Origin of the sequence: Jatrophihabitans sp. (assembly GCA_036389035.1) — a bacterium.
Classification (GTDB): Bacteria; Actinomycetota; Actinomycetes; order Mycobacteriales; family Jatrophihabitantaceae; genus Jatrophihabitans_A.
On record DASVQQ010000035.1, the window covers coordinates 17,918 to 32,412 of the forward strand.

Genomic DNA, 14,495 nt, shown 5'->3' on the forward strand with positions numbered 1-14,495 from the left:
GCAGGCGCTCGCGTGGACAGCACTGCCACCGGCCCGGCCGCGAAGGCCAAGCCGGCTGACACCGGACGCTCGGCCGCCGCCCGCTCGGCCGCCGCGCGCTCGGGCAGCGCGAGGTCCGGCGCCGGCCGGGCGGCGCGGGCAGCTCGGCCGGCCCGGGCCGGTCCGACCCAGCCGGGCGGGCAGGCCGACCAACAGCACGGACAGCCCGGCAGCGCGCCGCGTACTGCCGTCCGGGCGGGAGCCGCGGTCCGGGCCAGCACCGCCAAACCGGCCGATGCCCCGCCGCCGAGTGCCAGCTACCGGGAGGTCGCCGACAGCCGTGTCGACAGCCACAACGGCACCCGGACTGAGAGCGTCGCCGGCCAGGTCCAGAGCCTGGTCACCGCTCTGGCACCATTGCTCGGCCTGGATCCGGCCCGGGTCCGGGTCGGCATCGCCACCAGCGACGCCGATCCGCACGGCAGCGCGGCGAGTGAGGCCATCACCCTCACCGGAGCCCTCGACCTGAGCGCCAGCCGGGCCGGCGCGCTGCTGCTGCACGAGCTCGCGCACGCCCGCCAGCACCTCAACCGCACCGAGACCCCCGGCATCCGGCCCGATCAGAGCGCTGCCGAGGCTGAGGCGGCGGGGTTGGCGCACGCGCTGCGCCAGGGCCGCGCGCTGTGGGTGCCACGGCAGGCGCTGCCCGAAGGCCACGTCGCGCACGACGACGGCGCCACCGGGATCGCGCCCGCGACCGCCCCTGCGCCTGCCCCGGCAGCGGCCACCGCGACCACGCCCGACGTGACCAGTCTCGAGCAGACCTTGGACGGCTTGGTCCTAACGAATCACTCCGCCGACGTTCAGACCATCACCGGCCTGCTCGACCACCCGTGGACCCAGGTCACCGAGGAGATGATCGAGAACAGCCTGCGGCTGCTGTCAGTGCTGCAGTTCGTCGTCGCCCGGGCGCTGGTCCGCGCGCTCGATCCGGCAGTCCGTCGGCACCTGGCGCAGCTGCGCGACTCCCACCATCAGAAGTACCCCGAGCAGGCCGTCGCCGTGCTGTCGGCGCTGAGCGCCGATGATCTGAAGAACCTCAGCAGCAGCAAGCTGACCCCGGCCGGCCCGGTCCAGCCGGGCGCACTCACCGCCTTCCACGGCGTCAACCCGTCCCGGCTGTCGGCCACCGCGATGCGGGCGCTGCTGTCCACGCTGCGCAGGCTCAGCGTCGCGACCGTGATCGAGCTGGAGAAGAGCAACCGGGAGGTCTTCCGGCCGTTGCTGCAGACCGGGCCTGACACCGGCACCGACGAGGCCGAGCTGCGCAGGGCGATCGAGGGCGAGCAGGCCCTGTCGGCCAGCCGGACCGGCGGCGGCGGCATCCTGGCCGGCCGGCTCATCGGCCTGCTCCAGCAAAGGACCGAGGAGGGCGCCCGGCAAGCGCTGACCGCGCTGGCACCGCTCTGCGCGGCTGCGGCCAAGGACAGCCCGAGTACGCCGGCGGACGCGCCCGCGATCGCGCCGGTCAAGACCCCGCCCACCCTGGACGACCTGCGTGCCGCGGTAGCCAAGCCGGTCGCGAAAGGCGCGGGAAGCAACGCCCCGCCGGCCACCACGCCGGCGCTGATCGCGATCCTCGCCAAGATCGACAAAGACGGCCTGATCGACCGGCTGATCGACGACCTCCCAGAAGGCGACCGCCGGGGCGAGCTGTTCGGGCCGGTCCTGAAGACGGTGCTGGCCGCCCGCGCCCCGCTGCCCAACCTGTCGCGCGCGACCGAACTGCTGTCCTACGGCCTGGTGGACTGGAAGATCTGGGACGCCGAGGCCCGGCTGGCCTACCTGCTGGTGCGCAGCACCCCGATCGCGGCCCAGGACAGCTGGCGCCAGCTCGACAACGGCAAGTGGGCGAGCCGGCTGCTGGACAACCTGCCCGATGACATGTGGTCCAGCGGTGAGTACACCGGCGTCGGCAGCGAGTACACCACCGGCGGCGGCGACGACCTGGGCGTGCCGGCGAAGTTGCTGCAGGAATATGCCGACACCCTGATCGCCCGCTACCAGCGGTTGCCGATCCCGCCGATCGCGCGCAACCTCGTCCGGGAGCTGCTGGGCCTGGACCACGACGGCAAGCCCAAGCCCTGGTTGACCGAGAACGGCGTGGCCACCAAGCAGGATCCGGCGCTGCGGATCGCGATCATCCGCCGGATCGACGCGCGGCGTCAGCTCAACGCCATCATCACGGGCCTGCCAGACGACTACCTGTTCGGCGAGCAGGGCCGCATCGAGCTGCTCGACCTCAACCAGCTGCGCGATCCCTTCCAGCTCAGGCAGCAGGCCCTGGGGCTGGCGCCCAGCGGACTCGGCTGGCTGAGCTTCACCCACCGCGACGCCTGGATCGCGGTGCAGGCGATTCGCGCGCTGTCACCGGCTGACCAGCAACGCTTCACCATCGAGAACCCGAGCGTCTGGACGGTGCTGTGGGCCGGGCTCACCGCCGACATGCGCCGCGCGCTGCCCACCACGCTGGCCACCGGCCGGGACGAGCGGCTGCCCACCCGCGAGTCGATCCGGGACCGGCTCGGTGACGAGCGGCTGTGGACCGAGGCGCTGGCCGACGAGCTGCGCGCGCTGATCAACCTCGCCTACGCCGCCGACGACAAGGCCTGGGTGTTCGAGAAGTCCAAGCAGCTGCGCGCCGACCTGCGCGCCAAGGGCAGCCCGCTGCTGACCGCCGTCGTCACCGACCTGAAGCTCTACAGCGAGGCGGACAAGCGCACTGCCTACCTGCCGGAGCGGACCGCGTCCAGCCGGGCGCCGGTCTGGGGCTACGCGCTCGGCGTGGTCGGCCGCGCGCTGGGCATCCTGCTCTACGACTGGTTGATCGAGGACTCCATCAGCCTGTCCGGAAAGACCATGCACCTCACCGGGTTCGACCTCGGCGACCTGCAGACGATCCTCGGCGGCGACCTGCAGGGGGTGACCCTGGGCGAGTCCAAGAACGGCGCGAACAAGATCGACGTGGACACCACTTTCGAGGCCGGCTTCATCGTCAACCTCGACCTCAAGGACCTCCAACTGCAGGGCGTCAACATCGTCGGCCCCGGCACCTCCTTCCGGTCGGGCCCGGTCAGCGTCAAGGGCCTCAAGGCCAGCGCCGGGTTCTCCGACCGCGGCTACCACGACCCCGCCTACATTCTGGTCAGCCTGGACAGCCTGGCGCTGCGAGACCTCGTCCTCATCGACCCGACGCTGCCGTTCTCCGGAGCCTGGGCGATCGCGCGGCTCGCCCTGCAGCGGCTGGACTTCCGCGCCACCCAGGACGGCTCGGACGACTTGAAGGGCAAGCTGGGCCAGCAGTTGCCCAAGGGCACCATGCCGATTCCGATCTTCGGGCCGCTGTTCCAGCTGTTGAAGAACATCGTCGCGCTCAAGGGCAGCATCCCCGGCGACTTCACGCTGCTGGACTACGCGCTGCTGCCGGCGAACCTGCCGTTCCCGATCAGCACGATGGTCTCTGCCTCTGCCAACGCGCTGCTGCCGACCCCGACGCCGGCGACCTACCTGTGGGGGCTGGCCTCCGACGGCGTGCTCCGGCCGCCCTACAGCGCGGCGCAGCGGATGAAGGACGCCGCCGGAATGCTGCGGGCGTTCAATGTCTCGTTCCAGTCGCTGGCCGTCGAAGGGATCTCGATCGGCAGCGGGCAGCAGATCAAGTCACTCACCCTGACCGATGTCAACCTCAGCGTCGGCCAGAGCCTGCCGGCCTATCTCAACGGCGCGCTGGCCACCCTGAGGCTGGCAAAGGGCAAACTGCCACCGGACAGCCCGCAGCACAAGGATCTCGACGTGCGGATCGCCGCGTTGGAGACCCAGATTGCCGCCGTCCAGGCGAGCCCGCACATCAAGGAGCTGCGGGCCAAGCGAGCCAAGGACCCGGACTCCCTGACCGAGGCCGAGCGCGCGGAACTCGCGCTCGCCGACAAGAGCACCGCGGACGAGGAGCGGCTCAGGGCGCTGGAGGGCAAGGACCGCTGGAATCCCGGCTCGCTGTCCGAGGACGAGCGCCGCCAGCTCGTCGAGCTGATCAGGCGGCTGCGCTCCGACGTCGGGGTCAGCGCCGAGATCGGCTCGATCACCCTCGGCCAGCTCAGCGGCGACATCCAGGCCGCGGGCGTCACGCTCAAGGGCATCCACGCCCGCGCCAAGCTGCCCAACGTCGGCATCCTGCCCTACGCCCCGGGCTACCTCGACGACAAGAGCCTCGTCGAGCAGTTCATGGCCGGCGGCCCGAAGATCCCGAGCGTCGGCGAGCTGGCCAAGGGCAGCGAGTTCAGCCTCACCGTCGACTCCACCGAGATGCTCAGCACCGACCCCTCGCAGCCCGCGATCATCCTCAAGGCCGACACGCTGCCCAAGGCGGCCGACGTGCAGGCGCAGCTCGCGGCGCTGCCCGAGATCGAGGGCAACAAGCCGATCCGGACCCGGCTGGCCCAGGCGCTGGACGTGCTGGTCGCCCTGGAGCGGGCTCGGGGCGTCGCCGCCCTGGGCGCGACCGAACAGGCCCGGGCCGCCGCCGCGCAGCGGGTGCGGGAGCTGACCGACGACGCCCGGCGGTTGCTCGGAATCGAGATCGGCGGCCTGAAATTCGGCCGCATCACCGGCGAGCTCGATCCCAAGACCGGCGCCATCAGCGTGGTCGTGCACGACACCGAGGCGACCGGCCTGGCCGGTCCGGGCTTCGCCGTCGACAGCCTGAAAGGCTCGCTGCGCCTCTCGCTCGGCGCCGGTGACGTCACCGCCCGCCCCGACCAGCTCAAGGGCGTAGATCCGGCCACCCTGGTCACCCAGCTCAAGCCCGGCCTGGGGCTGTCCGGCGTCGTGGCCACCGGCATCCACCTGCCGCAGGGCTCGATCGGCAAGGCCACCATCGGCACGCTCAGCGGCAGCCTGCAAGCCACCGAGAAGGGCTACCGGATCCCGGACCTGTACCTGGACCACCTCGAGATCGACGACATCTCGATGGGCAAGGACGGCGACGGCATCAAGGGCGTCAAGGCAACCGTCGACAACTTCAGGATGGATGTCGAGGTCGAACTCGACCAGGGCGCCACCGGCAGCACGGTGAAGAGCGCGACGATCCACTCGCTCCGGATCGGCGCGATCGGCGGCGAGCACCTGGTGCTGGACATGCCGCAGCCGGACGGCGCCATCCACGCCGAGCTGATCAGCGGCGCGTTGCACGACATCAGCGCCACCGACGTGGTCTTCGAGCAGGGCAGCCAGGGCTGGGAGCTGGTGAAGGCCTCGGGCTCGATCGGCTCGTTCGCCGACGTGCGCTACTCGGTGCTGATGGGCGCGCTCAAGAGCCGCACCAGTGTCAAGGGCAGCCTGGCCACCACCAAGGACGCCGTCGCCAACAAGCGGCCCACCATCACCGCCAGCTACGCCAAGGCGGGCGGCCGGGTGTTCTCGCTCAAGGTGGCCGACCTGCAGGCGCTCGGCACCGACATCTCCACCCCGGACGGCAAGGTCAGGATTCGCAAGGTCACCATCGCCGCCGGCGTGGAGGGCAGCCTGGAAGGCAAGGACGCGGGCGCGAAGGCGAACGCGACCCTGACCAACCTGGTGATCGGGCCGATCGACTGGAAGGCCGGCACCGGCCGGGTCACCGGCCCCGGCCCGATCGTGGCCAGGACGGTCACGGTCGCCGCCTTCTACACCCCTGCCGTGCCGGCGGCGGGCAAGCAGAATGCCAAGCCGGCGGCGTGGACGATCACCGACATCGTGATCACCAGCCTGGAGGGCAATGGCCTGCGCTACCTCGACCCGCCGATCGACATGCGTCTCGGGCGCACCGACAAGCCCGCGACGGCCGGCAAGGCGCCGCTGACGGTCGGGCGCATCCATATCCAGCCGGCCAGGAACAAGGTGCAGGTGAAGGACCTGGGCGTCGACTTCGGCGGCGACCTGAAGTCCACGCTCGGAGTCAACGGCCACCTCGGCATCGAGTACCTCAGCATGGAGTTGCACCGCGGCGGCCGCGTCGTGGCCACCGTCCGAGGCGTCTCGGCCGAGGTCGCGGTCACCGGCGACTACACCGGCACGCTGGAGATCAAGGGCCTGCGCGGCGCGACTGTCGATGTCGGCCCGGACGCGATCCGGATCGGCAGCGATGACCCCACCGACCCGAACGGGTTCCAGATCCACCAGCTCAGCGTCAGCTCGCTGAAGCTGGAAAGCCAGGCGGGCGGCCACAAGTTCAAGTTCAGCACCCAGTCCGACGGCCGGGTCGACCTGCTCGGCATCCGCGCGAAGGTCCGCATCGACAAGTGGCTGCCGACCGAGAAGCACACCTCGAAGTCGGCGTTCAAGCAGGTCGTGGTGGAGAACCTGGTGATCGACCAGGTCAACCTCAGCGCCTTCCAGATCGACCTGCCCGACGACGACGTCACCATCATCGTGCCGGCCCGCAAGGACACCGACCCGCCGACCCTGCGCAGGCTCCAGCTGACCGGCGGGGTCGGCGCGGACGGCGTCTTCCATCCGGAATTCCTCTTCAACCTCGAGACCTTCGCCCTGGAGGGCAAGCTCGGGGTCGAAGACATCGCGCTGCCGATCAACGCCCGGATCAAGGACAAGTTCAAGGGCGACGTGCGGCTGACCACCTGGGCGTCCTCGATCGGCTTCCTGGCCGGCGGCGGCATCAGGATCGACGTCGAGCGCCCGCAGCTGACCATGGCCAAGGCCGCCGAGCTGGGCAAGGACAAGACCATCCGGATAGCCAAGCTGGGTGCGGACAGCCTGTCCTTCGCCGAGGGCCGGCTCTACGTCAAGCGGCCCTACGCCGAGGACCTGGAGTTCACCCAGAAAATCGGTGACAGCCTGGCGGTCTGGCTCAAGGTCAAGAGCGCCTCGCTGGACGAGCTGAACTACACCACCACTCCCGGTGGCGGGCTGGTCATCCCCCGCCTCGACATCGCCGACGCGTTCCTCTCGCTGGACGTGGCCGCGCTGACCGCGAAGAAATCCGACGCCGCCGCCAGCACGCCGTCGGCCTTCGACAAGACCGCGCTGCGGCCGATCGTCGACCAGACCGACGGGACGGTGAAGGTGGTGATGTACGTCAGCGCTGACGTGCTCGGCCTGAAGGACATCCGGATCGGCACCCCCGACGACCCGTTGACCGTGCCGATCAGGCGGGGCGCGGTCGACATCCCCACCTTCGAGCGCAACGTCAAGGGCAAAGTGCACGCCACCCAGATCGGCTCGGGCTTCTACCTGCGGCCCTGGGTGGTCAACGCGGTGGCCGAGGACCCGATCCTGCGGCTGAACGGCTCGCAACTCCAGCTCGGCGTCTACATCGTGAACCCGGGCGACGTCGAGAAGGGCAATGACCCGCAGGGAAAGAACCGGCCGCACAGCAGGTTGTGGAAGGACATCCTGACCTGGGATCTGCACGGCCCGGATTTCACCCGCGCCGGCATGGACAAGTTCACGCTGTGGGCCGCGATCTTCGACCTGCACAAGGAGCTGGAGCCCACCGCCGCGCAGAAGGCGAGCCAGACGGAGGCCGAGAAGGCGGAGCAGCTGGAGAAGGACGCCGAGAGCCAGGCCGTGCTGGACAGCCTGGAGCTGCGCAGCCTGGTGGCGGACCTCTCGATCAAGAACTCTGGCCCGCTGCCGTTGAAGATCAGCTCCGATGACGCCTTCGGCACCGTCACCTTGAGCGATCAGGCGCTGCTGAACCTGCACGTCGCGGGCGGCGTCCCGGCGGTCAAGAAGCCCCCCGCGCGCTCGGGCAGCAACCCCGGCGGCTTCGAGTTCGGCTTGGACGCGCTCAAGGTGGACTCGGTCGACCTGACCCTGCTGGACCGCCAGACGCCGGGGGGCAAGATCACCGGGCACCAGCAGCTGTACACCGGTCAGATCAAGATCACCGATCTCGTCGACGGCCACATCAGCTTCGACGACCTGTTCCACCCCCAGCGCTTCACCGCGACCATCAAGCACGCCAGCGCCGACAACGTCCGCTGGTACACGAACTGACGCCGGCGATCGTCGGAGGCTAGGCGGTGGTCGGAGGCTAGGCGGTGGTCGGAGGCTAGGCGGTCGTCGGGATCCGCAGGGCGAGCACCATGGCGCGCAACTCGGCCGACGGCTGCAGCGAAAGCTCCTCGGAGAGCAGCCGCTCATAACTGCGGTACTGCCGGATCGCCTCGACGAAGTTGTGCTCCTGCAGGTGGACGGCGATGACCTGCCGGTGCGCGCTCTCGCGCAGCGGCTCGATCGCCACCGCGCCGAGGCCGGCCAGCAGCGCCTCGCCGAAGCGGCCCACGGCGGCCAGCTGCTGGCACAGCGACTCCAACGCGTGCAGCCGCAGCTGCCGGAACCGCTCGCGGGCCAGCAGCACCCACTCGTCGTACCAGTCCGGCAGCACCTCGCGGGACAGCACGCTGATCTCGCTGAGCGTCCAGGGCGCGGGCAGCGGACCGGCGGAGTCGGCTAGCACCGCGCGCGACCAGGCCAGGGCGTCGCGGTAGTCCACGTGCACCGACTCCTCCAGCGCAAGCTGGCCCGCCGTCACCCGCACCAGTCGCTGGCCGCGCCCGTTCGGCAGCCGCCACAGCGTGGAGCGCAGGCTTGCGTTGGCGTGCTCGGTGTCGCTGTCAGGCCACAGGTTGCCGCTGACGAAGGACCGCAGCACCGGACGCTCCCAGAGTGCGAGGAAGCCGATCAGCCGCTGGCAGCTGCGAGGCAGCTCGACCGGGTCCGAGCCGTAGCGCAGCTCGAAGCCGTCGATGAGGCGAACCTGCAGCGGTTCCTCCGTCGTCCTCACCTCACCCGATTGCCAGTGTTTTTGACAAGGTTTGCCCGCCCGGGAGGCCACGTGCTCACCGCTCGGGCCCGGTGCTGATGAGGAGTCAGCAGGGGTGGCTCAGATACCAGCGACCGGAAAATATGATCTTGAAGTATGCCAACCCCGTGAGCAATTCCTAGTGGATGCGCAGGTGCGCTGACAAGATCCACGGGCACGGATGTCCGGTTGATCCGCAAGATCCACACATCACCTGGCGCTCGCGATGGGTCAGGGTTATCCGTTTCAACGCAACAGGAATCCGGTTCCCAGCGGGTCGTCGGGGTCCAGGCTGAAGATCGCGGTGCCGGTCTGGTACGCCACGCCCTCGATCTCGGTGATGAGGCCGGCGCGGTCCTCGACGTCGACCTCGGCCACCACCCGGGCCAGAAAGGTCGTGTCGATGATCGAGTCGTGTCGCAACCGCTGCCCGACGGCCAGCCGCCCGTCCTCGGCGAGCAGGGCGATCCGCGCCGAGGTGCCCGAGCCGCAGGGCGAGCGGTCGACCTCGCCGTCGGCGAAGACGGTGACATTGCGCTGGTGCGGGCCGTCCTGGTCCTGCCCGAGGTCCTCGAACAGGATCGTGCCGTACACGCCGTCGAGCCGCCGATCGCTCGGATGCCTGGCCCACTGCGTGTCATTGAGAGCCCACTTGACCTCGCGGCCGATCGCGATCAGCTGCGGATAGTGCGCCGCGGACACCGTCAGCCCCACCGACGCGGCCTCCAGCGAGGCGTAGATGGCGCCGCCGTAGCTGACGTCGGCCAGCACCGGGCCGAAGGAGGTGCTCAGCGGCACCTTTCTGGCGAGGACGTAGGACGCGACGTTGCCGAACGTCACCCGCCGGACCCGCCCGCCGGCGCAGCTCACCCGCGCCGTGACCCGCCCGGAGGGGACGTCGATAACGACGTCGGTGTCGCCATCGCCGGCCGCGGGCACCCGGCCGGTGTTGACTGCCCAGGCGCCCAGGGCGATGGTGCCGTGGCCGCAGGCGGTCGAGTAGCCGTCCTTGTGCCAGAACAGCACCCCGAAGTCGGCGCCGTCGTCGTCGGCCGGGATGAGGAACCCGCCGTACATGTCGGCATGGCCGCGCGGCTCGTTCACCAGCAACTTCCGGACCGCCTCGACCTCTGGTGAGGACTGCGCGAACTGCCTGCGCTCCAGTACGGTCGAGCCGAGGATCTCGGGTTGGCCTGCTGTGACGATGCGGAACGGCTCGCCCGCGGTGTGGTAATCGGTCACGCTCACCGCGCCCGTGGGGATAGGCATTTCTTAGTACTCGCAATCGCCGAGCGGTAGCAGTGCTTGTGTGTATAGCACTGGACGTGCGGCCCGGAGCCGGTGACTCGGCCAGGAGGTGACGTGGACGCGGACCTGCCTTACCTCAACGCCCGCACGCTGATGTCGCTGGTGTCCTGGACCGATGCGATCACGGCCCTGGAGTCGGCGCTGGCGCGGGGCGCCCACCTGGCCGGCGGCCCGCCGCGGTTCTCGGTGCCAGAGGCGCACGGCGAGCTGCTGGTGATGCCGGCCCACAGCGCCGACTCGGTCGGGGTGAAGCTGACCAGCGTGGCGCCTGCTAACCCGGGCCTGGGGCTGCCCCGGATCCAGGCGGTGTACGTCCTGTTCGACGCCGCGACGCTGACTCCCCGCGCGCTGGTCGACGGCACGGCGCTGACCACGCTGCGCACGCCGGCGCTGTCGGCGCTGGCCGTGCGCGCGCTGGCGGCCGAGGACGCGGCCACCCTGCTGGTGTTCGGGTCCGGGCCGCAGGCGTGGGGGCACGTGCACGCCATCAGCGCGGTGCGCCCGCTCCGGACCGTCCGGATCGCCGGGCGGGACCCGGCCCGCCAGGCCGCGCTGATCGACCGGCTGCGCGCCGAGGGCGTGCCGGCAGACCCCGGCGCCGGCGCCGATGTCGCCACGGCCGACATCGTCGTGTGCGCCACCACGGCCCGGACGCCGGTGTTCGACGGCCGGCTGCTGCCCGAGCAGGCCTGCGTCCTCGCGATCGGCTCGCACGAGCCCGCCGCCAGGGAACTCGACGACGCGGTCTTCGAGCGCGCCGGCCGGGTGGTGGTGGAAGAGCGCTCGACGGCCCTGCGCGAGGCCGGCGACGTGCTGCAGGCGATCGCGGCCGGGGTGCTCGAGCCCGATCGGCTCATCGACCTAGCCGACCTCCTCGGCCTCGCCGACGACAAAGCCCCCGTCGGCGGCAGTGACCCCGCCGAAGGCAGCGCCCCCGCCGGCCCGGCAGCGGCGGCCGGCGGGATTGGCGTCTTCAAGAGCGTCGGGATGGGCTGGCAGGACCTGGCGGTGGCCGAGGCGGCCGAGGGCAGGCGCCGGCTGGCAACCCCCTAGCCGGCCGCCTCCGGTACCGGCTCCTTCGTCAGTGACGGCTTCGTCGAGTCGGGCAGTCGCATGCCGATCAGGGCGCACAGCGTCGACAGAACCGCCACCCCGGCGGCCCAGGCGAACACCGCGTTGCCGACGGCTGACCAGAGCGCGATCCCGGCCACCGGCCCGATCGCGGTGGCCAGGCCGAACACCGTCTGCATGGCGCCGATGTAGCGCCCGCGCAGGTGCACCGGCGCGACCATGCCGGGGTAGGCGAAGGTGGTCGGCGCTCCGGTGATCTCCGAGGCGGTCCAGAGGATGGTGCCGAGGATCAGCAGGGCGGGGGTGATCCCGAAGGCGTGCACGGTGTAACCGAGTGCCACGAAGCCCCAGCCGCTGAGCGCGATCAGCCGCAGCGGCCAGTTCTGCACCCATTTGGTCGCCAGCACCTCGCAGGTGGCGACGATGAACGCGTTGAGGCTGACCACCGCGCTGTACCACCACAGGCTGAGCCCGGCGGACACGATGGCCAGCGGCAGCGACGCGGTGTACTGGGCGTAGACGATGGCGACGAGGAACACCGAGGCCAGGAAGAACAGGTACCGCCAGTCCGACATGACGGCCCGGTAGCCGCCCTGCGGCTGCACCACCGGGGTCTCGCCCGGGGCGGGCTTCATCTTCGGCGGCAGCGCCTTCAGCGCGATCAGGCCGTAGGCCACCGACGCTATCGCCTCGGCCCAGAACAGCAGGCTGTAGGAGACCGACAGCAGCGCGGTGCCGATCAGCGGCGTGACGGTGGTTCCCAGGTTCATGGCCAGCCGCTGCATGGCGGTCACCATCACCAGCTGGCTCGGCGGGGTGAGCTCGGTGATCAGGAACTGGGCGGCCGGCCGGTAGATCTGCCCGACCAATCCGACCAGGAAGACGGACAGCACGATCAGGGGGAAGGCTGTGACGTAAAGGATGGCGATGAGCAGCACCGGTGAGCCCAGCATGCTGATCGCGGTCGCCGACCGCGCGCTCAACCGGTCGGTCGCCCAGCCGCCGATGAAGCTGCCCGCCACCGCGCCGGCGCCGTAGAGGCCCAGCGCGAAGCCGGCCTGGCCGGTGGTGAACCCGCGCTCGGTGAGGAACACCACCAGGAAGATCACCAGGAAGCCGGCCAGCCTGCCGACGAACACGCCGGCCAGAATGGCCTTGATGGCAGGGGGTGTCTGGCGGAAGGTGGCCAGTACGCCGAGCGGTCCTTCCGAAACGGTCTCGGTCATGCGCTCACGCCTGTTCCGTCGCTCATCGGTGATCCGCCTTCGTGTTCGAGGTGACGGCCATGCCTAGCGGCCACAGAAGTCGCGCGCCCGGAACACATCCGGCACACCGACCGGGCAGCCACTGCGACACCAGCTCCTGACTATGTCCTTCAAGGACTCCGTGTATCAGCAGAGGCGCTTGAGCGGCTCTGATGATACGAAAGCCGGAATCGTCTCACAAGGAGTTCTGCCCCATGAGTGTGGATTCGTCACAACCTATCGAGCACCTTTATAAGGACTTCATGACGCACCCGTACGAGATCCTGGAACGGTTCCGTGCCAAGGGGCGGGCGCATCCGGTGGTGTTCCCGCACGGCGCCAAGGTCTGGCTGGTGACGAGCTACGACGACGTCCGCCAGTTGCTGGGCGATCCGCGCGTGAGCAAGGACGGAAGCCGGATGAACGAGCTGTTCGCCCGCCACTCGGGAATGGAGGTCGAGCAGGAGGAGGACACCACCGACCTTTTCAACGACGAGCTGTCCCAGCACATGCTCAACAGCGACGCGCCGCGGCACACCCGGCTGCGCTCGCTGGTGAGCAAGGAGTTCAACCCGAAGCGGATGGACGGCTACCGGCCCCGGCTGGAGGTGGTGGCCGACAACCTGCTGGATGCGATGGAGAACCAGCACGGGGTGGTGGAGCTGGTCGGCGCCTACACGCTGCCGCTGCCGATCATCACCATCTGCGATCTGCTGGGCGTCTCACCGGAGGAGGAGGCCACCTTCCGCCGCTGGGCGGTGGAGCTGGTCGGCGCCGGCCACCCGCCCGAGGTGGTGGAGAAGGCGTCGCAGGACGTCATGGCCTACGCCCGGACCAGCATCGACACCAAACTCGTCGAACCCGGCGAGGACATGATCAGCGCCCTGCTCAGGGGCAAGGACGACGGCGACCGGCTCACGCTCGATGAGATGGTGGGCATGTTCTTCCTGTTCATGATCGCCGGCCACGTCACCTCGATGCACACGCTGACCAACTCGATCTTCCACCTGCTGACCCATCCGGAGGAGCTGGCCAAGCTGCGGGCGGACCTGTCGCTGATGCCGGGGGCCGTGGACGAGTTGATGCGCTTCGACGGCGGTGTCGGGGTGGCCACCTTCCGGTTCACCAAGGAGCCGGTCCAGGTGGGAGACGTGACCATCCCGGCGGATGAGATCCTGGCGCTGTCGGTGAACTCGGCGCACCGCGACGCCAACCGCTACCCCGACCCGGACCGCCTCGACGTCACCCGGCATCCGACGGGCATCCTGGGCTTCGGGTTCGGCCCCCACTACTGCATCGGGGCGCCGCTGGCCAAGATCCAGCTCGAGGTCTCGTTGACCAAGCTCTTGACCCGGTTCCCGGACATGGAGCTGGCCGCCGACCCCGATTCGCTGGCCTGGGAGGAGAGCACCCTGCTGCGCGGCCTGATCGACTTACCGGTGTACCTGCACGGAAAGAACGGAAAGAAGAGCGACTGACGGGTCGCGGGCCGAAGCGTGCTCTGCCTCGGGGGCGGAGCACGCTTCGGCTTTTTAGTGGCGTCGCAGTGGTCGATCAGGGGCGCCGCGGTCGATCGCGGCGGCGGCAGCTAGGACGACTGCGTCTGCAGATGGTGCTGGCAGGGCGTGCAGTAGCGCGACATCGGCAGGATCTCCAGGCGTTCGAGTGAGATCGGCTCAGCGCACCGCTCGCAGCGGCCGTACGTGCCGGCTCGCAGGCGAGTCAGCGCGTCCTCGACCTCGGTGAGCGCCGCCCGGGCGCTTGTCCTGAGAATCTCGTTGACCTGCCGCTGAGCGGGGTCAGTGGCCGGGGCGTGCGCTGCCGCCTCGGTGAGCTCGTCGAGCTGATCGAGTCTGAAAAGTCGCTGCTGCTCCAGGGCCGCGCGGAATTCCCGCTGAGCTCGAGGAACACCTTGGGACGCCGGTGTTCCGGTGGCGCGGTGAGGTGTGCGCATCATGCTTCCTTCGACGGCGGGTGTGGCAGCAGGGCGATCATGGACGCAACGTCCTTTCGTGGTTCTCAAGGGCGTCGCG

7 protein-coding genes are annotated in these 14,495 nt (G+C 69.9%); 3 read left to right on the top strand and 4 right to left on the bottom strand.

The genetic code is table 11. The features are described from left to right. Positions 1 to 12 precede the first annotated feature (12 nt). Positions 13 to 8,031 carry a hypothetical protein gene (locus VF557_18270; GenBank protein ID HEX8082163.1) on the top strand — a complete coding sequence of 2,673 codons (8,019 nt, stop codon included), beginning with the start codon at positions 13 to 15 and terminating at the stop codon, positions 8,029 to 8,031. A gap of 55 nt (positions 8,032 to 8,086) precedes the next feature. Here VF557_18270 and VF557_18275 read toward each other — a convergent pair whose 3' ends face one another. Next, positions 8,087 to 8,821 carry a BTAD domain-containing putative transcriptional regulator gene (locus VF557_18275; protein HEX8082164.1) on the bottom strand — a complete coding sequence of 245 codons (735 nt, stop codon included), beginning with the start codon at positions 8,819 to 8,821 and terminating at the stop codon, positions 8,087 to 8,089. A gap of 264 nt (positions 8,822 to 9,085) precedes the next feature. Then, positions 9,086 to 10,108, bottom strand: a complete 1,023-nt coding sequence (locus VF557_18280) for a proline racemase family protein (protein ID HEX8082165.1) — start codon at positions 10,106 to 10,108, stop codon at positions 9,086 to 9,088. A gap of 93 nt (positions 10,109 to 10,201) precedes the next feature. Here VF557_18280 and VF557_18285 point away from each other — a divergent pair, with 93 nt between their 5' ends. Then, positions 10,202 to 11,200, top strand: coding sequence for an ornithine cyclodeaminase family protein (locus tag VF557_18285; GenBank protein ID HEX8082166.1), 999 nt, complete (start codon positions 10,202 to 10,204; stop codon positions 11,198 to 11,200). Here the strand turns inward: VF557_18285 and VF557_18290 are convergent. Next, complete coding sequence (locus VF557_18290) at positions 11,197 to 12,444, bottom strand: MFS transporter (protein ID HEX8082167.1); 1,248 nt, start codon at positions 12,442 to 12,444, stop codon at positions 11,197 to 11,199. The genes VF557_18285 and VF557_18290 overlap by 4 nt on opposite strands. 233 nt (positions 12,445 to 12,677) lie before the next feature. Between VF557_18290 and VF557_18295 the strand changes: the two genes are divergently transcribed. Further along, entirely contained in the window at positions 12,678 to 13,940 is a 1,263-nt protein-coding gene (locus VF557_18295) for a cytochrome P450 (protein HEX8082168.1), read from the top strand. Positions 13,941 to 14,050: 110 nt separating this feature from the next. Here the strand turns inward: VF557_18295 and VF557_18300 are convergent, their stop codons facing one another. Beyond that, positions 14,051 to 14,416, bottom strand: coding sequence for a TraR/DksA C4-type zinc finger protein (locus VF557_18300; protein HEX8082169.1), 366 nt, complete (start codon positions 14,414 to 14,416; stop codon positions 14,051 to 14,053). Positions 14,417 to 14,495 lie beyond the last annotated feature (79 nt).

Coding starts and splice junctions, on each gene's coding strand:
- VF557_18290 (HEX8082167.1), bottom strand. CDS start 12,444: ATGACCGAGACCGTTTCGGAAGGACCGCTCGGCGTACTGGCCACCTTC.
- VF557_18280 (HEX8082165.1), bottom strand. CDS start 10,108: ATGCCTATCCCCACGGGCGCGGTGAGCGTGACCGATTACCACACCGCG.
- VF557_18295 (HEX8082168.1), top strand. CDS start 12,678: ATGAGTGTGGATTCGTCACAACCTATCGAGCACCTTTATAAGGACTTC.
- VF557_18300 (HEX8082169.1), bottom strand. CDS start 14,416: ATGCGCACACCTCACCGCGCCACCGGAACACCGGCGTCCCAAGGTGTT.